Source organism: Pantoea sp. X-Soil-OKNW-713 (genome assembly GCF_059730685.1).
Map to the genome: position 1 here is coordinate 2,507,685 of NZ_AP035995.1, position 25,572 is coordinate 2,533,256.

General features: G+C 50.2%; 26 protein-coding genes. 10 read left to right on the plus strand and 16 right to left on the minus strand.

The genetic code is table 11. From position 1 onward, the window contains the following. Positions 1 to 16: 16 nt before the first annotated feature. Together mepM and znuA are read right to left on the minus strand one after the other, a co-directional pair. Positions 17 to 1,351, minus strand: coding sequence for a murein DD-endopeptidase MepM (gene mepM, locus AC6I8R_RS11785; RefSeq protein WP_497832330.1), 1,335 nt, complete (start codon positions 1,349 to 1,351; stop codon positions 17 to 19). 14 nt (positions 1,352 to 1,365) lie between these two features. Further along, entirely contained in the window at positions 1,366 to 2,334 is a 969-nt protein-coding gene (gene znuA, locus AC6I8R_RS11790; protein ID WP_021182961.1) for a zinc ABC transporter substrate-binding protein ZnuA, read from the minus strand. A gap of 77 nt (positions 2,335 to 2,411) precedes the next feature. Between znuA and znuC the strand changes: the two genes are divergently transcribed. Beyond that, positions 2,412 to 3,167 (plus strand): zinc ABC transporter ATP-binding protein ZnuC, encoded by a 756-nt coding sequence (znuC, locus tag AC6I8R_RS11795; RefSeq protein WP_036624966.1) that lies wholly within the window; start codon positions 2,412 to 2,414, stop codon positions 3,165 to 3,167. Continuing rightward, positions 3,164 to 3,949 (plus strand): zinc ABC transporter permease subunit ZnuB, encoded by a 786-nt coding sequence (gene znuB / locus AC6I8R_RS11800; protein ID WP_021182959.1) that lies wholly within the window; start codon positions 3,164 to 3,166, stop codon positions 3,947 to 3,949. Before znuC ends, znuB begins: the two co-directional genes overlap by 4 nt. 7 nt (positions 3,950 to 3,956) lie before the next feature. Here znuB and ruvB read toward each other — a convergent pair whose 3' ends face one another. The 6 genes from ruvB to aspS all read right to left on the minus strand — a co-directional run bounded on the left by ruvB (position 3,957) and on the right by aspS (position 9,358). Beyond that, a complete protein-coding gene (gene ruvB / locus AC6I8R_RS11805) occupies positions 3,957 to 4,961 on the minus strand; it encodes a Holliday junction branch migration DNA helicase RuvB (protein ID WP_021182958.1) in 1,005 nt (334 codons plus the stop codon). Between the two features lie 8 nt (positions 4,962 to 4,969). Further along, positions 4,970 to 5,584, minus strand: a complete 615-nt coding sequence (gene ruvA / locus AC6I8R_RS11810) for a Holliday junction branch migration protein RuvA (RefSeq protein WP_013509467.1) — start codon at positions 5,582 to 5,584, stop codon at positions 4,970 to 4,972. A gap of 91 nt (positions 5,585 to 5,675) precedes the next feature. Next, positions 5,676 to 6,203 carry a crossover junction endodeoxyribonuclease RuvC gene (gene ruvC / locus AC6I8R_RS11815; protein ID WP_084875399.1) on the minus strand — a complete coding sequence of 176 codons (528 nt, stop codon included), beginning with the start codon at positions 6,201 to 6,203 and terminating at the stop codon, positions 5,676 to 5,678. A gap of 37 nt (positions 6,204 to 6,240) precedes the next feature. Then, entirely contained in the window at positions 6,241 to 6,984 is a 744-nt protein-coding gene (locus AC6I8R_RS11820) for a YebC/PmpR family DNA-binding transcriptional regulator (RefSeq protein ID WP_021182956.1), read from the minus strand. 161 nt (positions 6,985 to 7,145) lie between these two features. Next, positions 7,146 to 7,577 (minus strand): dihydroneopterin triphosphate diphosphatase, encoded by a 432-nt coding sequence (gene nudB / locus AC6I8R_RS11825; RefSeq protein ID WP_021182954.1) that lies wholly within the window; start codon positions 7,575 to 7,577, stop codon positions 7,146 to 7,148. After that, a complete protein-coding gene (gene aspS / locus AC6I8R_RS11830; RefSeq protein ID WP_036624961.1) occupies positions 7,577 to 9,358 on the minus strand; it encodes an aspartate--tRNA ligase in 1,782 nt (593 codons plus the stop codon). The genes nudB and aspS overlap by 1 nt, the downstream gene beginning before the upstream one ends. Before the next feature lie 221 nt (positions 9,359 to 9,579). Here aspS and AC6I8R_RS11835 point away from each other — a divergent pair, with 221 nt between their 5' ends. From AC6I8R_RS11835 to cmoB, 3 genes are all read left to right on the plus strand, one after another. Then, a complete protein-coding gene (locus AC6I8R_RS11835) occupies positions 9,580 to 10,401 on the plus strand; it encodes a DUF72 domain-containing protein (protein ID WP_415174510.1) in 822 nt (273 codons plus the stop codon). Between the two features lie 92 nt (positions 10,402 to 10,493). Next, a complete protein-coding gene (gene cmoA / locus AC6I8R_RS11840; protein ID WP_013509473.1) occupies positions 10,494 to 11,222 on the plus strand; it encodes a carboxy-S-adenosyl-L-methionine synthase CmoA in 729 nt (242 codons plus the stop codon). Further along, positions 11,219 to 12,187, plus strand: coding sequence for a tRNA 5-methoxyuridine(34)/uridine 5-oxyacetic acid(34) synthase CmoB (cmoB, locus tag AC6I8R_RS11845; protein ID WP_497829116.1), 969 nt, complete (start codon positions 11,219 to 11,221; stop codon positions 12,185 to 12,187). Before cmoA ends, cmoB begins: the two co-directional genes overlap by 4 nt. A gap of 3 nt (positions 12,188 to 12,190) precedes the next feature. Here the strand turns inward: cmoB and AC6I8R_RS11850 are convergent, their stop codons facing one another. Further along, positions 12,191 to 12,811 carry a LysE family translocator gene (locus tag AC6I8R_RS11850; protein WP_021182950.1) on the minus strand — a complete coding sequence of 207 codons (621 nt, stop codon included), beginning with the start codon at positions 12,809 to 12,811 and terminating at the stop codon, positions 12,191 to 12,193. 175 nt (positions 12,812 to 12,986) lie between these two features. On the opposite strand from AC6I8R_RS11850, the gene AC6I8R_RS11855 reads away from it, so the two are divergent. Further along, entirely contained in the window at positions 12,987 to 14,084 is a 1,098-nt protein-coding gene (locus tag AC6I8R_RS11855) for a glycerol dehydrogenase (protein WP_497832331.1), read from the plus strand. Between the two features lie 27 nt (positions 14,085 to 14,111). Here the strand turns inward: AC6I8R_RS11855 and AC6I8R_RS11860 are convergent, their stop codons facing one another. Both AC6I8R_RS11860 and AC6I8R_RS11865 read right to left on the minus strand, forming a co-directional pair. Further along, positions 14,112 to 15,095 carry an IS110 family RNA-guided transposase gene (locus AC6I8R_RS11860; RefSeq protein WP_497831835.1) on the minus strand — a complete coding sequence of 328 codons (984 nt, stop codon included), beginning with the start codon at positions 15,093 to 15,095 and terminating at the stop codon, positions 14,112 to 14,114. 290 nt (positions 15,096 to 15,385) lie between these two features. Next, positions 15,386 to 16,234 carry a hypothetical protein gene (locus tag AC6I8R_RS11865; RefSeq protein WP_021182948.1) on the minus strand — a complete coding sequence of 283 codons (849 nt, stop codon included), beginning with the start codon at positions 16,232 to 16,234 and terminating at the stop codon, positions 15,386 to 15,388. Between the two features lie 523 nt (positions 16,235 to 16,757). On the opposite strand from AC6I8R_RS11865, the gene AC6I8R_RS11870 reads away from it, so the two are divergent. The 3 genes from AC6I8R_RS11870 (at position 16,758) to AC6I8R_RS11880 (ending at position 18,782) form a co-directional block, all read left to right on the plus strand. After that, complete coding sequence (locus tag AC6I8R_RS11870; RefSeq protein ID WP_021182947.1) at positions 16,758 to 16,946, plus strand: hypothetical protein; 189 nt, start codon at positions 16,758 to 16,760, stop codon at positions 16,944 to 16,946. A gap of 197 nt (positions 16,947 to 17,143) precedes the next feature. Continuing rightward, entirely contained in the window at positions 17,144 to 18,223 is a 1,080-nt protein-coding gene (locus tag AC6I8R_RS11875) for a site-specific integrase (RefSeq protein ID WP_497832758.1), read from the plus strand. 151 nt (positions 18,224 to 18,374) lie between these two features. After that, the gene (locus tag AC6I8R_RS11880) at positions 18,375 to 18,782 is read left to right on the plus strand and encodes a hypothetical protein (protein WP_497832332.1); all 408 of its coding nucleotides are present in this window, start codon (positions 18,375 to 18,377) and stop codon (positions 18,780 to 18,782) included. Positions 18,783 to 19,841: 1,059 nt separating this feature from the next. Here the strand turns inward: AC6I8R_RS11880 and AC6I8R_RS11885 are convergent. Then, a complete protein-coding gene (locus tag AC6I8R_RS11885; protein WP_497832333.1) occupies positions 19,842 to 20,165 on the minus strand; it encodes a S24/S26 family peptidase in 324 nt (107 codons plus the stop codon). Then, positions 20,165 to 20,404 carry a DNA polymerase V gene (locus AC6I8R_RS11890; protein ID WP_497832759.1) on the minus strand — a complete coding sequence of 80 codons (240 nt, stop codon included), beginning with the start codon at positions 20,402 to 20,404 and terminating at the stop codon, positions 20,165 to 20,167. The genes AC6I8R_RS11885 and AC6I8R_RS11890 overlap by 1 nt, the downstream gene beginning before the upstream one ends. A gap of 216 nt (positions 20,405 to 20,620) precedes the next feature. On the opposite strand from AC6I8R_RS11890, the gene AC6I8R_RS11895 reads away from it, so the two are divergent. Then, positions 20,621 to 21,667, plus strand: a complete 1,047-nt coding sequence (locus AC6I8R_RS11895) for an acyltransferase family protein (RefSeq protein ID WP_497832334.1) — start codon at positions 20,621 to 20,623, stop codon at positions 21,665 to 21,667. 92 nt (positions 21,668 to 21,759) lie between these two features. On the opposite strand, the gene AC6I8R_RS11900 is transcribed toward AC6I8R_RS11895, so the two are convergent. The 3 genes from AC6I8R_RS11900 to AC6I8R_RS11910 all read right to left on the minus strand — a co-directional run bounded on the left by AC6I8R_RS11900 (position 21,760) and on the right by AC6I8R_RS11910 (position 25,527). Next, positions 21,760 to 22,803, minus strand: coding sequence for an acyltransferase family protein (locus AC6I8R_RS11900; protein ID WP_497832335.1), 1,044 nt, complete (start codon positions 22,801 to 22,803; stop codon positions 21,760 to 21,762). A 269-nt stretch (positions 22,804 to 23,072) separates the two neighbouring features. Then, complete coding sequence (locus AC6I8R_RS11905) at positions 23,073 to 23,360, minus strand: hypothetical protein (protein ID WP_497832336.1); 288 nt, start codon at positions 23,358 to 23,360, stop codon at positions 23,073 to 23,075. A 31-nt stretch (positions 23,361 to 23,391) separates the two neighbouring features. Then, complete coding sequence (locus tag AC6I8R_RS11910) at positions 23,392 to 25,527, minus strand: hypothetical protein (RefSeq protein ID WP_497832337.1); 2,136 nt, start codon at positions 25,525 to 25,527, stop codon at positions 23,392 to 23,394. Positions 25,528 to 25,572 lie beyond the last annotated feature (45 nt).

The window sequence follows — 25,572 nt, forward strand, 5'->3', positions numbered from 1 at the left end:
TCCTCGCGATAAAGCGTTATTTCAACGCCAACTGTGGCAGGTACGATTTCACATCCGCCAGATAGCTGGTGCGTTCTTTACCGGTCAAACCTTCCATACGTGGCAGCTTCGCTGTCAGCGGATTCACCGCCTGGTTATTGATCCAAATTTCATAGTGCAGGTGTGGACCGGTTGAACGCCCGGTATTACCGGAGAGGGCGATACGATCGCCGCGTTTCACTTTCTGGCCCGGTTTCACCAACACTTTGCTCAGATGCATGTAGCGCGTCATATACTGACGACCATGTCGAATCGCCACGTAATTACCGGCGGCGCCGCCATTCTTTGCCACCACGACTTCACCGTCGCCCACCGCCAGGACCGGCGTGCCAATCGGCAATGCAAAGTCGACCCCACGGTGCGGCGCAATGCGACCGGTGACCGGATTCAGACGACGCGGGTTAAAGTTGGATGAGACGCGGAACTGTTTTACCGTTGGGAAACGCATAAAACCACGCGCCAGACCAGAACCATTGCGATCATAGAATTTGCCGTCTTCGGCGCGGAACGCATAGTAGTCCTTGCCACCAGTTCGCAGACGAACACCGACCAACTGGCTTTGTGCGCTTTTACCGTTCAGCATTTCACGAGACATCAGTACGCTGAACTGATCGCCAGCACGCAGCTTGCGGAAATCCATCTGCCACTGCAACGCCTTGATCACATTGCTGGTTTCCGCACTGGTTAATCCGGCACTGCGGGCGCTGGCGGCAAAACTGCCACGCACTTCACCTTTCAGCACGCTGTTCTGCCATTCACCCTTTTGCAGCTCCTGCTGCATTTTATAGCTGCCATTCGGCTGGCGCTCATAACTACGGGTTTCACGGCGATCCATTTCCCAGCTGAAGGTCTGCAACTGACCGTCGGCATTCAGTGTCCAGCTCAGCTGCTGTCCCACGCGCAGACCGCGCAGATCTTTGTCGCTGCTGACCAGGGCATTGATGTCGCTCAGATCGATACCGTATTGATTCAACGCGCTGCTCAGGGTATCCCCGGAAGATACGGTGTAATCATGGACGTTCGGATTATCCGGTACGTCTTTATCGATATCATCCGCAGGAATATCTTCTTCCGGTTCCGGCTCAGGCGCGGTCTGATCGATCGGCTCACTGGCTTCCGGCAACAGATGCGGGGATTCGAACTTGTCCAGTGTGATGCTTTTAACAGCCGGCGTATCGTCACTGGGATGATAAATATAGGGCCGCCATACTGCGACGGCCAGAGTGATAACAGTTAATGACCCCAGCATAACGCGGTGGGGGCGCGGCAAATTATTAAATGCGAGGGCGACAGAGCGGGCTATCTGCTGCACTTTTACCTATTCCTCTATGCTCCATTCAGGCAGCTTGCATACTGGCTCGACAACTGTGAGAGGAATTTCACGTAGCTGTCTTTGGTTAAGCTGATCCCCATGCCCAACGGATCCAGGGTGCCTTTACGCACATTGGTTCCCCGTGACACTGCATCGATGACTGCTGGCCTGAATTGTGGTTCAGCGAAAACGCATGTGGCTTTCTGCTCAACCAACTGTGTTCGTATCTGATTTAAACGCTGTGCGCCCGGTTGGATCTCAGGATTGACGGTAAAATGCCCTAATGGTGATAAACCGTAATGTTTCTCAAAGTAGCTATAAGCGTCGTGAAAAACGAAGTAACCCTTATTCCGCACCGGCGCGAGCTGCGCGCCAATGTGTTTGTCGGTATCCGCTAATTCTGCCTCGAACTGCTGCAGGTTTGCGTCTAGTTTGGCCTTGCTTTGCGGCATAAGTTCCAATAATTTCCCATGGATTGCAACCGCTGATTGCCTTGCTATCTCTGGGGACATCCACAAATGCATATTAAACTCACCGTGATGGTGATGTTCATCAGACACGTCTTGTTGACCAGACTTTACTGATTCCTTACTCAACTCTGCATCATGTTCGTGCTCGTCATCATCGATACCACGAATCAAAAGTGGCTTAACCCCTGCAATATCAGCAATTTCGAGGTTTTTATTTGCCGGAAGTTCCGCGGCCGATTTAGTCAGGAACGCCTCCATTTCAGGGCCAACCCAAACCACTAAGTCCGCGTTTTTTATACGTTTTACATCTGAAGGGCGTAGTGCATAATCATGCTCAGACGCACCATCCGGCAAAAGCACTTCAACCGGCGTGACGCCATCGGCGATCGCAGCGGCAATGAATCCAATGGGTTTAATCGAAGCAACAACCGCAGCCGATGCTGGCAGAGCAAAAGAAGCAGCCATTGCTGCCGCAGGAAGGGTAAAAGCAAGGTGCTTTTTAATGTGTAACATAATGCGTCATTCCATCGTGACCAGGTGATGGAATGTGATATTATAACATCCGAAATTCTGTGCAACCTGTAAATATCATGCCTTCACTTGTTACGCTCGAAAACATCTCTGTGAAATTCGCTCAGCGTCCAGTACTTGCGGGTATCAGCCTCAAACTGGAGCCGGGAAGAATTTTAACGTTACTTGGCCCTAACGGTGCCGGGAAATCGACCCTGGTGCGCGTCGTGCTGGGTCTGCTGACGCCCGATAGCGGCGAAGTGAAACGCGACGCCAATTTACGTATTGGTTATGTGCCGCAAAAGCTGCATATCGACCCTACCCTGCCGATTAGCGTCGAACGCTTTATGCGTTTATCGCGTGGCAGTCGCGCCGATGCCATCCTGCCAGCGTTGAAGCGCGTGCAGGCGGGCCATCTGTTGCACGCACCGTTGCAGAAATTATCCGGTGGTGAAACCCAACGAGTCCTGTTGGCCCGCGCGCTGCTCAGTGACCCGCAATTGTTGGTACTGGATGAACCGACACAAGGGGTGGATGTGAATGGTCAGGTCGCGCTGTATGACCTGATTGACCAACTGCGCCGCGAGCTTAACTGCGGTGTGCTGATGGTGTCGCACGATCTGCATCTGGTTATGGCAAAAACCGACGAAGTGCTGTGCCTCAATCATCATATCTGCTGTTCCGGCACCCCGGAGGCGGTATCGCAACACCCGGAATTCATCGCCATGTTTGGCCCGCGCGGTGCACAGCAACTGGCTATCTATCGTCACCATCATAATCATCGTCACGATTTACAGGGACGCATCGTTCTGCGCAAAGGAAACGGCCCGTCATGATTGAACTGTTATTACCTGGCTGGCTGGGTGGTGTGTTTCTGGCACTGGCCGCCGGTCCCCTCGGCGCTTTTGTCGTCTGGCGCCGTATGTCCTATTTTGGTGACACCCTGGCGCACGCGTCACTGCTTGGTGTGGCATTTGGCCTGCTGTTTAACGTTAACCCCTATTATGCGGTGATCGTGGTCACGGTCTGCCTCGCATTGGGGCTGGTGTGGCTGGAGCGGCGTCCTCATCTGGCAATTGATACCCTGCTGGGCATTATGGCGCACAGCGCGTTATCGCTGGGCCTGGTGGTGGTCAGCCTGATGTCCGGGGTACGCGTGGATTTAATGGCGTATCTGTTCGGTGACCTGCTGGCAGTCACACCGCAGGATTTGTGGATGATGGGCGGGGGTGTGGCGATTGTGCTGGCGGTGATGGCATGGCAGTGGCGTTCTTTGCTGTCAATGACTATCAGCCCGGAGCTGGCGCAGGTCGACGGTGTCAATATTCAACGCACACGTCTGATGTTGATGCTGGTCACCGCGCTGACCATTGGCGTGGCGATGAAATTTGTCGGTGCGCTGATTATTACCTCATTGCTGATCATCCCGGCGGCCACCGCACGCCGCTTTTCCCGTTCGCCTGAGCAGATGGCGGGGTTTGCGGTAATCATCGGTATTCTCGCGGTGACCGGCGGCTTAAGCTTTTCAGCGTTGTACGACACGCCTGCCGGTCCTTCGGTGGTGCTCTGCGCAGCCGTGCTGTTTATCATCAGCATGGCAAAAAAACCGGCGTCCTGACGCCGGTTTACTCTTCGCGCGAAATGCCGAAGTGACGATACGCATGCTGCGTTGCCATACGGCCACGCGGCGTGCGTTGAATGAACCCTTGTTGGATCAGGAAGGGTTCAATCACATCCTCAATGGTTTCACGCTCTTCACCGATGGCAGCAGCCAGGTTATCCAGCCCCACCGGCCCGCCCATAAACTTATCGATAATCGCCAGCAACAGTTTGCGATCCATATAGTCAAAACCCTGGCTGTCGACATTCAGCATATCCAACGCGCTGGCGGAAACGTCTCCGCTCATGTTGCCATTGGCGCGTACTTCGGCAAAGTCACGCACACGGCGCAGCAGACGGTTCGCAATACGTGGTGTACCGCGTGAACGACGGGCGATTTCCAGCGCGCCTTCCTCACTTAATGTCAGGCCAAGACAGGCAGCGCTACGACCCACAATATGTTGCAGGTCAGCCACGTTGTAGAACTCAAGGCGCTGAACAATGCCAAAGCGATCGCGCAGCGGCGAGGTCAATGAACCCGCACGCGTTGTGGCACCAATCAGGGTAAAGGGAGGGAGATCCAGCTTGATCGAGCGCGCCGCCGGGCCTTCGCCAATCATAATATCCAGCTGGTAATCTTCCATCGCCGGATAAAGGACCTCTTCCACCACCGGTGACAGCCGATGGATCTCATCGATGAACAGCACATCATGCGGTTCAAGGTTGGTCAGCATCGCCGCCAGATCCCCTGCTTTCTCCAGCACCGGCCCCGAAGTGGTGCGCAGATTGACACCCATTTCATTGGCGACAATGTTTGCCAGCGTGGTTTTGCCGAGGCCCGGGGGACCAAAAATTAACAGATGATCGAGCGCATCACCGCGCAACTGCGCAGCCTTGATGAAGATCTCCATCTGTTCACGCACCTGTGGCTGACCGACATATTCTGCCAGCAGCTTAGGACGGATGGCGCGGTCAAGACTCTCTTCTTCGTTGACACTGCCGGCCGAGACCAGGCGATCGGCTTCAATCATGCATTACCTCAAATGGCTGCGCGCAGGGCTTCACGGATCAGGGTTTCACAATCCGCATCGGGTCGGCCAATTTTGCTGACCATACGGCTGGCTTCCTGCGGTTTATACCCCAGCGCTACCAGCGCCGCAACCGCTTCTGCTTCGGCGTCGTTGTTCTCTGGTGCCGCAGATGGCGTGGTCAGGGTAAAGGCATTATCACCACCAAACAGGTCGCCATGCATCCCTTTGAAGCGGTCTTTCATCTCGACCACCAGACGCTCGGCGGTTTTTTTCCCGACGCCAGGGAGTTTCACCAGCACCGCAATCTCTTCTTTTTCCACGGCGGTAACGAACTGCTGAGCCGACATGCCGGAGAGGATCGCCAGTGCCAGTTTTGGCCCCACGCCGTTGACCTTGATTAGCTCGCGGAATAGCGCTCGCTCCTGCTTGCTGTTAAAGCCGAACAGCAGTTGCGCATCTTCACGCACCACAAACTGGGTGAAGATGATGGCTTCCTGATTGAGTTCAGGCAGCTCATAGAAGCAGGTCATTGGCATATGCACTTCGTAACCGACACCGTGCGCCTCAATCAACACCAGCGGCGGCTGTTTTTCCAGAATATTGCCTCGTAGACGACCAATCACCTGAACGCTTCCTTATTTGTATGAACCCGTATGGCGGCTATTTATAACATAAAAAAGGCTGGATGAATATCCAGCCTGATGGGGGTGTTCGTTAGCCCGATCGCAGCCTGCCGCGCGTCAGCACCAGTTTGCTGTCACTCATCCGTGCGGCATTCTGGCTGACGTGGCAGTGAGTGATGGCAATCGCCAACGCATCGGCCGCATCGGCCTGGGGATTAGCCGGTAACTTCAGTAAGGTTCGTACCATGTGCTGCACCTGGCTTTTCTCCGCGCTACCGATGCCGGTAACCGTCTGCTTCACCTGGCGCGCCGCATATTCAAACACCGGCAAATCGAGATTCACCGCGGCAACGATCGCCGCACCGCGAGCCTGTCCCAGCTTGAGCGCAGAATCCGCGTTTTTCGCCATAAACACCTGTTCGATGGCAAAAAAGTCCGGGGAAAATTGGGTGATGATTTCGCTGACGCCAGCGTAAATCAGTTTGAGACGGGAAGGCAGGTCGGTCACGTTGGTGCGTATACAGCCGCTGCCCAGGTAACTGAGCTGGCGGCCGGTCTGACGAATAACACCGTAACCGGTGACGCGCGAGCCGGGATCGATCCCGAGAATTATTGCCATAGCGCGCCTCCGGCAGGTTGCGGTTGAGAAAACGCCATTACAGCGTTTCCGCCACCTCATCAGAAATTTCACCGTTATGGTAAACTTCCTGCACGTCGTCACAATCTTCCAGCATATCAATCAGACGCAGCAGTTTTGGTGCGGTTTCCGCATCCAGATCGGCTTTGGTCGATGGGATCATGGTGACTTCAGCTTCATCGGCTTTCAGGCCAGCGGCTTCCAGCGCATCGCGCACTGCGCCCAACTGTTCCCAGGCGGTGAAGACATCAATCGCACCATCATCGTAGCTCACGACATCTTCCGCACCAGCTTCCAGCGCAGCTTCCATCAGGGTATCTTCATCCTGGCCCGGAGCAAACGAAATCACGCCTTTTTTGCTGAACAGGTAGGAAACGGAGCCGTCTGTGCCGAGGTTGCCACCCGTTTTGGTGAAGGCATGACGCACTTCGCCCACGGTACGGTTACGGTTGTCACTCAGACACTCAACCATGACCGCTGAACCACCCGGACCGTAGCCTTCATAGATGATGGTTTCCATGTTGGAATCATCTTCACCACCCACGCCACGCGCGATTGCACGGTTCATGGTGTCACGGGTCATGTTGTTGGACAGGGCTTTGTCCATTGCAGCACGCAGGCGCGGGTTAGAACCGGCATCGCCACCACCCAGTTTCGCGGCAGTGACCAGCTCACGAATGATTTTGGTGAAGATTTTACCGCGCTTTGCATCCTGAGCAGCCTTACGGTGCTTGGTGTTTGCCCATTTACTATGTCCGGCCATTTCTCATCTCTCGTCTATTGCACGGGCTATCTTGCTGGCGGTGTACAACCTCGCTGCGCCGATAACGCCCGTCTGTTTAAGTCTGCAATGCAGTTAAACCGCATCGAATAAATAAAAATCTTAAAGAATTTGCCGCCGGAAAAACGCGCGGCGGCTGGCATTCAGATAAATTCTTCAATTGCCTGGCGGTTACTCCAGGACTTGGTCAGGGCTGCTGCATCCGCGGGAGCCAGCCAGCGCGCGGCAAGGTGTTCGCTGAGGATCACCTCGCGCTCGGCGGGCAGTGCCAACCTAAACCAGTGCTCGCGGTTGTGGGTGGTACCCGGGGCGTAGCGGTGGCGATAATGCGGGAAGATCTCAAATTCGATCTGTTTGTGGCAATCCACCAGCGCCAGCTGTTCATTCACCACATCAATCGCCAGTTCTTCCTGCACTTCACGCTGAGCGGCCTGAAGCGGGGTTTCCCCGGCTTCGAGGCTGCCGGTGACCGATTGCCAGAAGCTGTCGTCATCACGGCGTTGCAGCATCAACACCCGGCCCGAGTCCTGAGCAAAAATCACCACCAGAACCGAAACCGGATGCTTATAACCCATTATTTATTCTCGAGCTTGTCTTTCTTCGGTGCCAGCTGAATCCCCAGATCCGCCAGCGCGGCCGGGTTGGCTTCGCTTGGCGCTTCGGTCATCAGACAGGCCGCCGCAGTTGTTTTCGGGAAGGCGATAACATCACGAATGTTGTCAGTGCCGGTCAGCAGCATGGTGACGCGGTCCAGACCGAAGGCCAGACCCGCATGCGGTGGCGTACCATATTTCAGTGCATCCAGCAGGAAGCCGAACTTCTCGCGTTGTTCTTCTTCAGCAATGCCGAGAATGCTGAACACCGCCTGCTGCATGTTGCCATTGTGGATACGTACCGAACCGCCGCCCACTTCATAACCGTTGATCACCATATCGTAAGCGTTGGCGATTGCCTGCTCCGGGTTAGCCGCCAGCTCTGATGCCGTCATCTCTTTCGGCGAGGTGAACGGATGGTGCATCGCCGCCAGACCGCCTTCGTCATCCGCTTCGAACATCGGGAAGTCGATCACCCACAGCGGTGCCCAGGCTTTGTCATTGGTGATTTGCAGGTCGCGACCCACTTTCAGACGCAGCGCACCCAGCGCATCTGACACCACTTTGGCGCGGTCAGCACCAAAGAAGATCACATCGCCATCCTGCGCACCGGTACGCTCCAGGATCGCGGCCACAATCTCAGGACTCAGGAACTTCGCAACCGGGCTTTGAACCCCTTCGAAGCCTTTCGCCAGCTCGTTGACCTTCATCCACGCCAGGCCTTTCGCGCCGTAGATCTCAACGAACTTACCGTATTCATCAATCTGTTTACGGCTCAGGGTAGCGCCACCCGGAACACGCAACGCTGCCACACGGCCTTTCACGTCGTTCGCCGGGCCAGAGAACACCTGGAACTCAACGTTTTTCAGCAGATCAGCAACATCTACCAGTTCCATCGGGTTGCGCAGGTCTGGCTTGTCGGAACCGTAACGACGCATCGCTTCCGCGAAGGTCATCTGCGGGAAGCTTCCGAGATCAACACCTTTGATATCCAACCACAATTCACGGATCAGGCGTTCCATCACTTCACGCACCTGCTCGGCGGTCATGAAGGAGGTTTCAACGTCGATCTGGGTGAATTCAGGCTGGCGGTCAGCGCGCAGGTCTTCGTCACGGAAGCATTTAACGATCTGATAGTAACGGTCAAAACCGGACATCATCAGCAGCTGTTTGAACAGCTGCGGAGACTGCGGCAGCGCATAGAATTTACCTTTATGCACGCGGCTCGGTACCAGGTAATCACGCGCGCCTTCCGGTGTGGCTTTGGTCAGCATCGGGGTTTCGATATCGAGAAAACCTTCGCTATCCATAAAGCGACGCACGAAGCTGGTGATTTTCGCGCGAGTTTTCAGACGCTGCGCCATTTCCGGACGACGCAAGTCGAGGTAACGGTATTTTAAGCGTGCTTCTTCGCTGTTGACCTGGTTGGAGTCCAACGGCAGCGGCTCAGCACGGTTAATGATGTTCAGGTCGTGGGCAAAGATTTCAATCTCGCCGGTTGCCATGTCGCTGTTTTTATTCTTCTCATCACGCGCACGCACGGTGCCGGTAATCTGAATACAGAATTCGTTACGCAGCTCAGACGCCAGCTGGAAAGCCTCCTGGCGATCGGGATCGAAGAACACCTGCACGATGCCTTCACGATCGCGCATATCGATAAAAATCAGGCTACCCAGATCGCGACGGCGGTTTACCCAGCCGCAAAGAGTGACTTGCTGACCCACATGAGACAGATTGAGCTGTCCGCAATATTCTGTACGCATAACGTATCCTTTTAACTTCGCCGCTGCTGCTGACAACATCAGGCCGCGTAACCTTCTGAGATGCTGCCGCAAAAAAGGCGGCTATTATAATGGAAAAAGCCAGACAGGATAAGTAGAGCCGCGCCAAAGCCAACAAAACATCTGCTTTTGTCACAGCTTGTTATCCCACGGTTGCGAAAACCGGTTAACCTGTGGCGGATTTTACCGCCTGGAGATCATTTTTGACGCTACGTATTGGTTTGCCGCAGTGGCAGCATCCACACTGGAAACAATTTGGCCTGGAGACGCTGGCGGATTACGCGCAGTTATTCGATTGTGTCGAAGGCAACACCACCCTCTACGCCCTGCCGAAACCGGAAGTCGTCCAGCGCTGGTACGATATGACCCACGATGATTTCCGCTTCTGCTTTAAATTTCCCGCCAGCATTAGCCACCAGGCTGCACTGCGTCAGTGCGATGACTTGCTGGCCGAGTTTTTCCGCCTGCTGGACCCGTTAGCCAACCGCATCGGCCAATATTGGCTACAACTGCCCGCCACCTTTGCTCCGGCACAGCTGCATGACCTGTGGCAATTTCTGGATATCCTGCCACGCCGCTTCAGCTATGGCGTGGAAGTGCGCCACGCGGCGTTCTTCGCCAAAGGGGAAGCCGAGCGCGCCCTGAATCGCGGCCTGCAACAGCGTGGGGTAAATCGGGTGATCCTCGATAGCCGCCCGGTGCATGCTTCACAATCGCAAACTGCCGCCGCCATTGAAGCACGCAGAAAGAAGCCGCGCGTACCACCGCATGCTGTGCGCACCGGCCAGCAACCGATGGTCCGTTTTATCGGGAGCGATAGCGTGACCGAAAGCCTGCCGCTGTTTCAACCGTGGCAGAGTAAGCTGGCAGAATGGCAGGTGGAGAGCGATCCACTGCTGTTTATCCATACCCCGGATATGGGCGAGGTTTTCCCGCTGATTCAGGCATTGTGGCCGCAGTTGCAGCAACTGGAACCGTGTCTGCCCGCCCTGCCCGTCTGGCCGCAGCAATCGAGCCTGTTCTAATCGCGCAGGCTACACTCATGGGAAACGGGTGCAGCCTGCGGCAGTTTCTGCCAGAATAGCGCCCTTTCCGTTTTCTCTCCGGATATTTCATTATGTCTGACCGCGATACGCTATTTTCCGCGCCCATTAATAAATTGGGTGACTGGACCTTTGACGAGCGCGTGGCTGAAGTCTTTCCTGATATGGTTCAGCGCTCGATCCCTGGTTATTCCAACATCATTTCGATGATTGGCATGCTGGCAGAACGCTTTGTCCAGCCCAACAGCCAGGTCTACGATCTCGGCTGCTCGCTGGGTGCGGCGACGCTTTCGGTGCGCCGCAATATCCATGTGCCGGGTTGCCAGATCATTGCTGTCGATAATTCCCCGGCGATGGTGGAACGCTGCCGTCGTCATATCGACGCTTTCCGTGCCGATACGCCGGTTCAGGTGTTAGAAGCGGATATCCGCGATATCCCGATCGAAAACGCCTCCCTGGTGGTGTTGAACTTTACGTTGCAATTCCTCGAACCCGATGCACGCGTGCTGCTGCTGGAGAAAATCGCTCAGGGGCTGAACCCGGGCGGCGCGCTGGTGCTGTCTGAGAAATTCAGCTTTGAAGATGCTGAAGTCGGCGAGTTGCTGTTTAACATGCATCACGACTTTAAGCGGGCCAATGGCTACAGCGAGCTGGAGATCAGCCAAAAGCGCAGCATGCTGGAAAACGTGATGTTGACCGACAGCGTAGAAACCCATAAGGCCCGCCTGAAACAGGCCGGTTTTGGTCACGCAGAGTTGTGGTTCCAGTGCTTTAACTTTGGCTCACTGGTGGCGTTGAAATGATTGATTTTGGCAGGTTCTATCAACAAATCGCGACCGGCCCGCTCGCCAGTTGGCTGGAAGTGTTACCGGCACAGGTTGCGGCCTGGCAGCGTGAAAATTTGCACGGCCACTTTCGCAACTGGGAAAAGTCGGTTGAACACCTTCCGGCGCTGGTGCCGCAGAAACTTGATTTACTCCACAGCGTCAGTGCCCAGCAGGATGATTTAACCGAGCGTCAGCGCGCCGGGATTGAGAAACTGCTGCGTAATTTGATGCCGTGGCGCAAAGGGCCGTTTTCCCTGTACGGCACCGAGATCGACACCGAATGGCGTTCGGACTGGAAGTGGCAGCGCGTGTTGCCACATATCTCGCCGCTGGCGGGCCGTACCGTGCTGGATGTCGGCTGCGGTAGCGGTTATCACATGTGGCGCATGGTCGGTGCGGGCGCGCAGTTGGTGGTGGGCATCGACCCGATGCAGTTGTTCCTCTGTCAGTTCGAAGCGGTGCGTAAACTGTTGGGCGACGATCGCCGCGCGCATCTGCTGCCGCTCGGCATTGAGCAGCTCCCGGCGCTACAGGCGTTCGATACCGTGTTTTCGATGGGCGTGTTGTATCACCGCCGTTCACCGCTGGACCATCTGCTGCAACTGAAAAATCAGTTAGTCAGCGAGGGGGAGTTGGTGCTGGAAACGCTGGTGATTGAAGGTGATGAGAACGCGGTGCTGGTGCCCGGTGAACGTTATGCGCAGATGCGTAACGTTTACTTTATTCCGTCTGCCGCTGCACTGAAAAGCTGGCTGGAGAAGTGTGGCTTTGTGGATGTGCGCATTGCTGATTACGCTATCACCTCGGTGGAGGAGCAGCGTCGCACCGACTGGATGACCAGTGAGTCACTAGCCGAATTCCTGGATCCGCACGACAGCAGTAAAACGGTAGAAGGTTACCCGGCTCCGCTGCGCGCGGTGCTGATAGCCCGCAAACCGTAAGCCTTAACGCCGCGACAGCGCCAGCTTCGCGGCGAACCCGATAAACACGCAACCGGTCAGTCGGTCCATCACTTTAATCACCGCCGGACGGCGCAGATGCGCAGCAAAGTAGTGGCTACCGCCAATCAGCACGGCATTCCACACCAGGCCAATCGCCATATGGGTCAGCGCCATCAAGGTACACCACAACGGCACGGAAGCGCCGGCTGGAATAAACTGCGGCAGAAAAGTGACATAAAACACCCCCACTTTCGGGTTCAGCATATTACCGAGTAAACCGCGTACGAAGCAGGCGAAAAAGCCTTGCTCTTTGGTGGCGCTGGGCTGCCCCTCCAGCGCCTGGGTGCGCGGATTCAGCAGCAACTTCACCCCGAGCCACAGCAGATATACCGCCCCGATCCATTTCAGCAGGTTATACGCCATCTCGGACGCCAGCAGTAACGCGCCCAACCCCAGCCCCACCATCACGCCCCAGGCCAGACAACCTAATGTCACGCCAAACGCGGTGGCGGAAGCACGTTGCCAGCCCTGAGCTGCTGCAGTACGCAGCACCAGTGCCGTATCGAAACCCGGTGTTAAGGTGAGAATGGTGATGGCAAACAGAAATGAAATCAGTAACGTCATGGCCGACTCCCGGTGAATTGGCCTACATCTTAACGCTGTGCCTGCGTGAACACGATAGTTTCCTCCCGTGATTAATTGAGAATGATTCTCAACTTGCCACCAAAGGTTAAATTACCGTCAGGCTTCTGTGTCAGTGTGGTGCCAGTCTCTTTTCTAACCCAAAGGAGTTATGGCTATGAGCAAATTTATTTTCTCTTCACCACGGAAGTATGTACAAGGCGCTGGCGTGCTGGATGAACTGGGGTCATACATCGCCGAGCTGGGTCATCACGCGTTTCTGGTGGCCGATGATATTGTCTGGCAGCTGATTGGCGAGCGTACCCAGCAGACCTTAAAAGCTGCCAGCGTCGAGTTCAGCCGCCAGGCGTTTAAGGGTGAGGCGTCCAGCAATGAGATCAAACGTCTGACGCAACTGGCACAGTCTCAGGGCAGTAACGTGATTGTCGGGCTGGGCGGCGGTAAGACGCTGGATACGGTAAAAGCGGTAGCCGATGAACTGAAGCTGCCGGTCGCCATCGTCCCGACGGTCGCGTCAACCGATGCGCCTTGTAGCGCGCTTTCGGTGATCTACTCCGATAGCGGCGTGTTTGAAAGCTATCGCTTCTACAGCAAAAACCCGGATCTGGTACTGGTGGATACCGCCGTCTGTGCCGCTGCACCGGCGCGCCTGTTCGCCTCGGGTATTGCTGATGGTCTTGCCACCTGGGTTGAAGCCCAGGCGGTGCTCCGTTCGCATGCCAAATCAATGGTCAATGGCGATCCCACTATCGCCGGTCTGGCGATCGCCCGCGCCTGTGAAGAAACGTTGCTGACCTGGGGTTTCAGTGCCTGGACCGCCGTGTCGGAGAAACGCGTGACGCCTGCGGTGGAAGCGGTGGTGGAAGCCAATACCCTGCTCTCTGGCCTGGGTTTTGAAAATGCCGGACTGGCGGGCGCGCACGCCATTCATAATGGCTTTACCGCCATTGATGGCGATATCCATCATCTGACGCACGGCGAGAAAGTGGCTTATGGCACGCTGACGCAGATGGTGCTGGAGCAGCGCCCGGATGAGGAAATTGCCCGCTATATCCGTTTCTATCGCTCGATCAACATGCCTACCACCCTGAAAGAGGTGCATCTGGAGAGTGAAAGCTGGGAGAATCTGGTGCGGGTCGGCGCGCTGGCGAACAGTGACGGTGATACGCTCAAAAACCTCAATCCACATCTCTCACCGGAAGATATTGCTAACGCCATTCTGGCGGTCGATGCGTTCAGCAAAACGGTGAAATAAGTTATTGCGTAGCTACCGTCTTGAACGTCAAGCGGTAGCTGCGTAATTTTCATCCCACTTCATCCGCGTTTTCAGCACCCCGAAGCACTGATGAACCAGCTTGCGCATCACCGCTCCAAGCGCAGCCTTGCTGGCTTTGCCCTTCGCGATTAGCCTCTGGTACAGCGCCTTCGCCGGGGCATTCCACCTGATCGCTACAATCGCCGCCATATACAGTTTCGCCCTTACGTCTGCCGGGCCTGTTTTTGACATCCGTGCACGCCCCCTGACTGAGCTACCGGACGTTTTTTCCACCGGTACCACACCCAGCCACGCAGCGACCTGTGAAGCACTCCGGAACGGACACGAGCGCAGCACCGACAGCATTGTCGTGCCCACCACGCTGCCTATTCCTTTTATCGATTCCAGCAGCTCACGGTCTTCCTTCAGACCCGGATGATTATCTGTGTGGTCTGAGATGAGCGCTTCAATACGCTTCAGCTCGTCCCTGTGGGCTTTCAGGGTTCTCTCCAGCGAGTCAATGATTTCAGGCGCTGTGCGGGTTGAATGGGCCTTTTCCAGTCGGTTCTCCGCCCGCTGGACATCAGCCTGAAGTGAGTCCCGCAGACGCACCAGCTCCCGAAGTTTACGGACCTCCGGGGAGGGGGGCACCCAGGCATCAGGCTGTTTCAGCTCGCCATAACGGGCCAGGATGTAAGCATCAACGGAGTCGTTTTTAGTCAGGATAGCCATTCCACGGGCGAACTCCCTGACCCGCTGAGGGTTGCTGATGCAGACTGTGACGGGGGTATTTTCATGAAGACCAAAGGCGACGTTTTCGTGATAAATGCCGGTCGCTTCGAGCACCACCATCACCTGTTCAGGATGGCATTTTTGCCTGATTAACCAGTCATTTATCTCCCGGTCGGCGTCGGGATGATTTTTGAGGGTTTTGGTTTTCTTTTTCCCGTTGCCGGGCAACAGGCAGAGGTCGAGTTTGTTTTTACTGACATCAATACCGAGATAAATCATAAGACAGCTCCCTTTCACATGAACCATCACGCCATCTTGCCTTGTACATACGAAGTCAGAGCTTCTGGTTACCGTTCAGAGTAGATGCTGGCGTGAAAGGAGAAACGGAGGGCTTTAAGCTACGACACAAGATCGAGTCTTAAGCGGCGCGACAAGCTGCCTCCGTTTCGTGTAACGGGTAGCTAACCAGTTACAACTTCAAGATACAAGCGGCGCGATTTATCGCGCGGATTATTCCTGCATCGTGCACGAAATTGCGCGATAAATCGCGCCGCTACGTTCAGGTGCAATTACTGTTCTTCCGTTGGCTTATCCCAATACTGATATTTATATGCCGAACTCAGGTGGCGCTCGATAGTCCCTTTCTCAAACACTTCCGTTTCATGCAAATAACTTAGCGTGCAGTTGCCGACCTCGTCCCATAGCTGACATTCATCAACAGAACGGATGGTGCTGACGGGGGTGCTGGCCGTGCCGTTCAGACGTAGCTCACGCCATTGGTTATCGTAGGTGTAGGTATCTTTGCTGCGTGCACTGGTGGCGCTGGTCACCAGCCCTTGTGGATTCCAGTTGTAGACACTCTCGCCGTTGGTCAGCTCATCGCTGCCGCGCGCGATACTGCGCTCCAACCGAAAGTGTTTGTCATAGCGATAGGTGGTATCGGTGAAGCCATCTTTGCCCATGCTGGTAAATTTATCCGACGAGCTGATGATGTTTCCGCGCTGTCCCATCTGCCAGTTGATGGTACCCTGCCGGTTATCTACCACCACTTCTTTACCTTCTTTCAGCACCTTGACCAGATAAGCATATTCAGCGACCCAGCCTCCCTGCACCCGTGCGATATGTTGCTCCATGCTGAGGACGACATTGCTTTCACTTTTATCGTAAGTGATATCTGCCACCATCAAATCACCGCAGGGATCAAACTGCCCCAGAATCCGTTTTTGTGAATCCACATCTTTGCCAAACTCACCGGCAATAACCTGACGTACCGCGCCTTTGGCATTGCCACCCAGCATGATCCAGTTGTTGCTATTGGTGATATTTTTGCTCAGCGGTGGGCATTGCGTGCTGACGGCCAGCGCAGCACCACTGAGCGGAAAAAGCAGCAGTAAAACGGCACAAGAGATGGATTTCATGATGGTTATCCGTGAATAGCCTTAACGTCAATGTAAGCATCTTTTTCCATGATGCGCTATGGCCTGGTTAAAAGTTGCTATTGCGTGGAAGGGAAAGACCGCCGCCAGTGCGTATTGATTAACTGTTTGAAATTGAATGATGTGCGGTGCCGGGTGCCTCCCGGTGAGCCGGATAAGCCCCTATCCCGGCCCGCATGACACGTCAGAAACCTTGGCTTTGCCCCTCCGCACAGGGGGATTCACCGCATAACGGCCAAATTACGCAGCGCAAAAGTTTATTTATACTTTGATTTAATTACTTAACCCCGGTCTCACCACGGAAATATCACTTTCGTGATCGATGTTGCATTTAATCCAGCATCCCAATGCGGAACCCTTCTGAATAAAGTCAAGCCTGATTAAGCGTCTATAGTTTGGTTAATCATAAGATTACTCTCAAGTACCATCTTCTAAACTCCCCAAGGCAATCTTAATAAAACGAGTAGTACCCTACCTTACCTGACTCGATACTAAGGGGTTGAGCATGATTCAATCAGCAAGTGATATTCAGAAACGCAGCGACGAAAAACGGGGGGTCAAACCTAAAACCTATAAACTGCCGTTGCAAACCATCGATCGTATCGAGTTGCTGGCAAGTGATACCGGGGTGTCGCAGGCGGCTATCATTGCCACGGCCATTGATATTTATGAGCAGTCGTTAAAGCGCGTTTGATAAAAAGAACCCCAGCAAGAAGATTGCGCCACGTCTTTTGACGGGGTTTTACACAGCGTTATCTATCAATCAGTTACTTACTTTCGCTTATTTTTGGCTTGCACATTACTGTATATTATAACAGTATTTATGCGTGTTTTTGTTTGCTCGGGCCCCCCTACAGGTCCCCCTGAGCACCCTGGGTGAGAGATAACGAAATGGCCTTTTACAGCATCGAAAAGAGAAAAACATCCAAAGGTGAAATCAGATACCGTTGCACCGTTGGCATTAAGGAAGATGGTGAGATTGTACACCGCGAGAGAAAGACATTCGCAAAACAATCTGACGCTAAAGCCTGGGGGGTGATTAGGACCGCTGATATTGAAAAAAATGGCGTTCCATTAAAGGATAAAAACCAGGCTACAACATTTGGGGAACTTCTTGACCTCTACATGGACGACCCGAACATCAAATACGGTAAAAGCAAAGCATCCTCTCTGAAGCTGATCCGTAAGTGTGAAATCTGCGACATACCTCTTACTGACTTCAACGAGAATACCTTCATTACCCACGCCCGGTTTCGCGGATCTCAGGGTGCTGGACCTTCTACTATCCGCAACGACATTGTTTTTATCGGGGCGGTTCTTAACTCCGCTGGGCCAATGTTTAACCTCAAAGTTGATTTGCAGAGTTATCTAAGAGCAAAGTATCAACTGAACAAATTAGGCATGACTGCAAGCTCTCAAAAACGGAGCAGACGACCAACTACCGACGAGACTAACGCGCTTCTCGCCGCACTCGAAAAGCGTTCTCTAACGTCTTACAAGAAAATACCGTTTCATCGGATTTTCCTTTTCTCAATACTTTCTTGCATGAGGATTGGTGAGGTTACTCGGCTCAGATGGGAAGATATTGATGAGGAACAGAAAGCCATTCTTGTTCGCGATCGTAAGCATCCCAGGAAAAAAATCGGTAATCACATGTATGTAGCATTACTTGGTGAAGCGTGGGATATCGTGATGAGTCAGCCTAAAGTAAGTGAGTTCATCTTTCCCTTTAAGCTGAAACGTATCTCGATTGTTTTCGGTGAAGAGAGGAACAAGCTAGGTATTGAGGATTTGCGTTATCACGATCTCAGACGCGAAGGCGCAAGTAGACTTTTTGAGGCGGGATTTGTTTTAGAGGAAGTTGCCCAGGTGACGGGGCACCGATCTTTTAAGACGCTTTGGCAGATTTACACCGAGTTATATCCTCGATCACTTCATGATAGGTTGCGTGAGTTACAGGAAAAAAAGTAGGGATTTTAAATCAGCATTTTTATTCCTACTTTACAATAGGTTATATTGACATTTCATAATTTAAGGTAAAAAATCGCACTTGATGTTTCAGTGGGTTACGGCTCCTTATGCTCCCATATTATGAATAAATCACATCTAAAAGTGAGGGTTTATGGTTGACATCATCTCTGGCTTGTCTGCACTCAAAACAGCATTTGATATTGCAAAGGAATTAAATAGCGCCACATCAGCATATAATGAGGCTGAAATTAGATTAAAAATCAGTGAATTATATTCAGCTCTTTCTCAGGCGAGGATTGAGCTTGCTGATTCTCAAGAGGAAATTCATTCCCTCAATAAAAAAATAAAAGAACTCACTGAAACAAAGAATGAATCAGACGACATCGTATTTCGAAATGGCGTCTACTACAGGAAGGTTGAAATTGATGGAAAACCTAATGGGCCATTTTGCCCAACGTGTTTTGAAGGAAGCCCTAAGAGAATTACTAGCCTTAGCCCCTTACCAAAAGGGATGACGATAGCTAAATATAGATGCAATATTTGTAAAGGGGCTTTCTGACACGCGCTGTCATGGGGTGTCAGGGGTCGGAGGTTCAAATCCTCTCGTGCCGACCAAAATTCCCTGAGAAAGCAGCCATTTGTGGCTGCTTTTTTTTTTGCTCGAATTTCGCAATGGTAAAACGATGGCAAAATGGTGGTAAAACTCACCTACTCGCATGAGGCAAATCCAGGCTGCGACCAAAGGCCCCGAGGATGCACTATGCTTAAGTGGCAACATTAAGTTGTATGAAAAGGAATGCCACGTATGAGACATTCGTTAAGTTGGATGATGATTATCTTTGTGAGTCTGCTTGCTTTGGCGGGATGTTATCACTCAGATCGACCGATTGGCCCCGATGGTCGCCCAAATGTACCTGCTGAGCAATCAATTCCTGGGGGACCGATGAGCAAGGGGCCGGTCGGACAACCTCAAGCATAGGTAGCTTTAATTACACCCTCTTCTAAGAAGATTTGCTGCATCCTTTGCGATGGCCTTTACGGGCAATTCTTTCGATGCAGCTGCGATACGCTCTAGCTCGTACAAAATATTGGCCCGGTTCAGTGGGATACCTTTCGCACTCAACTCAATCACTGCTGTTCCTATTGCACAACCTATCATCCCTGCTCTCTGAGACTTCAGTTCTTTCATGTATACGTTACGACCATTAATTTGACTTAGTAATAAGCATAGAACGTATCGATGAACTTTTCCCTAGAATGAACTCCTTAAAAATCATATAGATTAATCAATATGAGGATTTCTGTTCCTGCTAAAACAGCATTTATTCTCTTAGCAAGGACAGGTTGTACCAGTTTCAAAATATTTATGTATAATGCTTGTTCATACATTGTATGGGCAAGCTACACACAGCATGCGTAGCGAACATGAGAGATTTGCAATTTTAATTAATTATACCTGCTCTGGGCGGGTATTTTTTGCGCGTCATTGGCATTCTGCTAAAGTTAAGAGGTGACATGTTGAACCACCATGACACTTTCAATTCAAGTATCGTATCCATGATAAATATTGCCCGCTCTTGCACTCCACCCGCAGCGCGGGCTTTTTTATATTTATCCTCTAAATCGTTGGCCGCTCGTCGCTCCATGCTCTAATAATTCCCCACGTAACCACACCAATCACCGTCACCTCCTCCAGCGTTTCACCCTCAATAGTGTCTCCGTCTTCACAGATGATCTCGTTCCGGGCAAGCCGCCCAAGTTGCAATCTGTCCCAGGCTACAAAATAAATCGTGTCTCCTTGCCGAGGCTTAAGTGATTTGTCCACCACAGCCAGGCCATCAGCGGTATCTACCATAATGGTACTGGCGGGACTGGAAACCATTAACTCGTTCAGATCGAGTCGGCGCTCAGCGTAGTCTTTTGCAGGTGAAGGAAAGCCCATCAGATACCTCCATTCGGGTTAAACACCTGGAACAGGCGTTCTTCACCTTCGGATGTTGAGATATCACGAAAAGTTGTTGTGTGAGTCTCGATCCACTTGTTGGCAGCTCGCAGTGTGTAATGCCAGTTGAGCCGGTCCAGTTCCCGCACAAAATCGCGTGTGCTGACAGTGAACCGCCCGACGGCGTCCCGTTTTATCGCCTGCCTGAAGGCAATCATGATTTCGTAGTCGCGCGGCATGGCGATCACCCCCGAAAAATAACTGTATTTATATACAGTATTGTTATCCACAAGGGAAGATCAAGTAGATTTGTATGATTTTAAATAAGACATTGATATGAAATGGTTTTAATAGCGACAGGAAAAGTAAAATTCCTATTTGATTGTAAGTTTATTGTATGGACAAGTGTATAGATATTAACATCACCAAAAATCTGAAATGGTGAGATTTATTATATGATTGAAAATCTGAAGAAAAATCAATCTAGTGACTGGGTGGATTATGCTAAAGGAATAGGGATAATTCTAGTTGTCATGGGGCATGTGAATAGAGGGTTGGATAGCGCAGGAATTCATTTATCTAATGCGTTCTTCAAATCATTTGATGGCATAATTTACTCATTTCACATGCCATTATTCTTTTTCCTCTCCGGGTTATTTTTCATAAGTTCCATTGAAAAAAGTGGAAAAATAGAATTTGTTAAGAAAAAGATTGGTACGATTGCATATCCATATGTTATATGGTCAATCATTCAAGGAGGGATAACTGTACTTCTCTCAAATCTAACAAATAAGAAAACAGACATGATGTCAGTTTTCCTTTTCCCAACACATCCGATAGGGCAGTTTTGGTTTCTATATGCACTATTTATGATTTTCATGGTTTCATGCATTATATATAACAAGAAATACTTCACTACACTCCTTCCCATATTAACGATAATATCATTTTTGCTCTATATCTACAGTTTAAATATCGGCAATAGTCTTCATGTGGACTATATCACAAACAACATTGTATTTTTCTTTTCTGGATGCATTTTTAACACATTGAAAATTGATACGACAAACAAAAAAAATGTCATCGCGATTACAATTACTTCTGCTTTATCTTTCATACTAATCCAGTACAAGTCTCATTTCATTGATGAAATGCTACACGATGACAAAGGGTTCTCTACATTTGTTGTGGCTATAACTTCTATATTTTTCATATATGCACTCTCGCTAAGTTTAAGCCTTGTTAAATTTAACCTTCTTAAGGTGATAGGAGCAGGCAGCATGATTATATTTCTTGCTCATATCATCTGTGGAAGCGGGACAAGAATTATGCTAACGAAGATATTTGGCATTGAAAACTGGTACATTCACATCGTTGTTGGGACTATAGCAGGAATCGTAATGCCTTTGCTTTTTTTTCGAGTAATTAAGGGGTTGAATTTAATGTTTTTGGTAACATACCCTACGAAAAAGCATATAATTCAGGAAAATCAGACCACGTAAGCATTAAATGCCTCATGCTTCATGACTGTATTTATATAGAGTCTGCCGCATGAGGCATAAATAAAACCACCACCTCTGCACATAGTGTTAATTTAACCAGTAAAAATATCCCTAAGATGCTTGAAATTTGTTGGAGATACCTTTTCTTTTAATCCATTTACTAATCTAACTTGGATAAACATCAGCAACAATGAAATGGCGCACGCAATTACATACTTTATTAAAAAACCATGATCATCATGGGAGCTGGAAAAATACTCAACAACAGGTATGTGCCAAAGGTAAATCCATATGCTGTTTGACGAGCAAAATACAACGAACTTTTCTACCTGCCCCTCAACAACCTGAGTTATTTTTTTCATCACCAAAGAAAGTGTAAATATCACCATTATAGAATAGCTAATATAATACCCACTGGGAGGATATTTAAACCCCTGCGTTGAAACAAACCCTCCATGCATTCTCTTATAGAATAAGACAAAAAACACGAAAGAGACAAAAGCAAGAATAGAGAAAAAAAACTTGAAGTAAAGAGAGAATTTTTCGTTATTGAATCCCAATAAAAATATTGCCCCATAAGATATGCATGGAAGAATGTAGTTTATAAAGATTGTTTTCAATGCCACATCATCATGAGCAAGATAATACGCGCACAACACCTGGTTTAAGATAAGAATAATGATGAAAGATAAGAAAACCTGTAATTGACTCAAAGATTTTGTAGCAGACCTGATCAAGGGTGCAATAATCGCAATCATCAAAAAAATCCTTACTATCCAAGTATAACCAAGTGCATTATCAACTGCATCTTTGAAAAATAGAGTATTAGCATATGAATAGATGTCATTGTACCTATTAAAAATATCAACAGAGAAAAGAGAAACAAACAAGTAAAACATAGAAACAAATATCCAGACAGGTAAAACAAGTCTCTTCACTCTTGAATAGATGTATTCGGTATAGCTTCGATTCCCCTTAGAAAATGAGAATGATACGCCTGAAACAAAAACCATCAATGGAACATCGAAGTTTCTTAGCTGGGCAATGACACCGGGAGGATTAACATGGGCCAGAACTATCATAAAAAGGCCAATGCATCTGAGTATATCAGTTGATATATCTCTTTTATTGTTCATTCTTATATCCACCTATATCGAATGACAGCTTTTGATATCTGAATTGTAAGTAAACTGTAAATATTTACAAACCCTTAAGATTGAGATTTAGTCCTAAAACATATTGATCCATAGTCTTAAAACCTCAATAAAACAATGAATGATTATTGAGAAGTAGCCTTATAAAACAGATGATTAATACTATTCAATTGGTTTACTTTCGGTTTAAAATTTGATGCCTGCCACCACCAGCTCCTTGCTGGTGAGAGGCAAAACATCTTGACCTGATCTTAAGACTGTGTCGCTCCGACGAAATCAGCTTGTAAAAGAAGATAAGCCTCTGCCTGTTTCACCACATCCCCACCAGTGGTGCTATAAGTAAACTGATATTCGGTATCAGCGGGAGTAGAGATTCCGTTAACCGAAAGCCCTACAACAGCGGTTGCAGCTGTATCAACAAGGTTAACTGACTTAACGGTATAAACAAGGCTCGCACTTGCTGTGTCGTCGCCAAGTGTGATTCCGTATTCAGTGGAAATTTTCGAGAATTGAATTGTTTTTACCAACGTTAATGACATAGTTCTACCTCCATAAATGACAAAAGATTAACTAGCTAAATAACCACCTGTTGTTTGATAAATCCCAAATAAATTCATATGTACCCGCTGTAGTGGCTGCAACTGATGTAAGGCCAGATCCAGTTGGTCCGTAAATAGTTGCGACTGTAGAATCCGCATTCACCGTTGGAAGGAATGTATAGGTTGGTGAACTAACAATTTTCTTAAACCTTATCAATGTTCCGTCAGTAAGCGACAATGTCGCAGGTAGATAGAATGTTGAATTTGATGCATTAATAGAATAATAGGTGTGATTTATATCCGTTGATGGAATTGTAGCCCCACTACTAAGAGATCCTTTCGTAATGGTCTGAAATCCTAATAGCTTGAGGAAAAGCCTGGTACTTGACCAAGAAATCATAAGTTGAGGCGCGGCGCTACCGTTACCTCCATAGAGTCCTGTTGGTGAAATCTGCAATGAATCAAATGACTGATAGTAAGTGCGAACGCTTTGAACGACTGAGGTCGGTGTGTATGAATATTGTGTCAGAGAGTGGCTGTAGCCAAGAACCATTCCAGCAGACGAGAATCTCGTAGCCTGCGTATCAAAATTGCTATATCCAACTTCGGCACTGGCCGACGCAGAAGTGCTGCTAAATGAATCGAACTGGTCACCTGTACCTTCAAAATTAAGAGATGCAGCAGTAGATTCACGATAAACACAGTAGGCAACACGTCTTTCTGTGGTTGATGATCCGTAGTTAAAATGCCTGTCTGCACATTTAAAGTGCCCAACACTGCCTGCGAACCTTCTGTTTGCATATGCATTGGTAACAACATCTGCGGCTGTAGCTGATTTCCATCCGTTTGCAAAGAACATGTTACCTAAACTTACATGCCCCTCTACTCCTCCTTGCGTATTATAATAAACACCATTTTTACCGTTAGTATTTATCCAGTTTCCGATAATCCTGGTTACGGTAGATGATGGTCCAAAGGTGATCCCGTTGCCCTGGTTTGCATAGCTTTCTGAGCTTGACATGCGAAATGATGCACAATTTATAAACAAACCATCGGCCAGAGAAAACCCGAAGGAACAATCGCTTACAATCCAGTCAGATGTACTTGCAAGATAAAAACATTCCTGCGCGCAATACAGAATTGATGTGTAGATAAGACATCCCATATTTCTGTTTGCCGCTGCATACAACCCTCGACCAGAATAGTATGCTGCGCTTCCATGAAACATCTGTATTGATGTTGAATACGCAGAGGTTGAGTTAATATAAATTGCGTTTAAAGCACCAACAACACTTGGCGGCGTTGGATTTAATCTATCACCTGTCGATGTCCAGTCACCAACTAAATCTACATAACGGAGTGTTGGGGCAAGAGATGATGAAATCGTAATATGGTTACCGGTCGTTCCAGGTATAGCCTGAATGGCAGCCTTACTACGTTTGCTTTTTCCGCTGATGGTGACCGGGGAATTAATTGTCAGATTTCCGGTCATGTAAGTCTTGTTACCCTGCAATCTGACTTCGCCATAACCGGCAGCGTTAATAGCTCTCTGAACAGCTACGGTGTCGTCCGTTACACCATCACCAACCGCACCGTAATCTTCTGCATCAATAACGCGACGATTCTTTGCCTGTATAGTCTGAGCAACTGCGCCGGTCCCTGACTGAATGAAAGCAACCATGCTTCCACCCATGCCATCTGCAATTGATGCTAAGTTCTGGCGCAGTGTATCGCCATCCATCAGAACAAAGTGTGTTACATCATTCGCAAAGCTGGCTGCATTAATACCGGTCGTCGTGAAACCAACATCTGTTGCCGCGTTCAGTCGGTAATACTGGCTGCTATAACGGATATACTGATTGCGGGCGGAGAACTGATAAGGGCCATTTTCATAGTCTCCGAGAAAAACATAACCAGCATTGTTCAGGAATGTAAGAAAACGCGTTTCCTTGTCCTCCTGGGCCTCACTGAATTCAGTTTCACGCTCAGTTTGCGCAGTGGAAAAAGCTGATTCCATTCCATACCATGAACGCCTGCTATTTCCGCGACGATCAAGCCAGATGGCGGCAGTGATATCGTTCAATGCATAATCAAGATTCTGCGCATTATCGAATAAATCTTTTGCAGCAGCTGACCCCAGCGGGTTGCCGGTGTTGTATGTGGTCATACAGGCCTCATAAAAAGAAAACCCGCCGTAGCGGGTTCGTCAGAA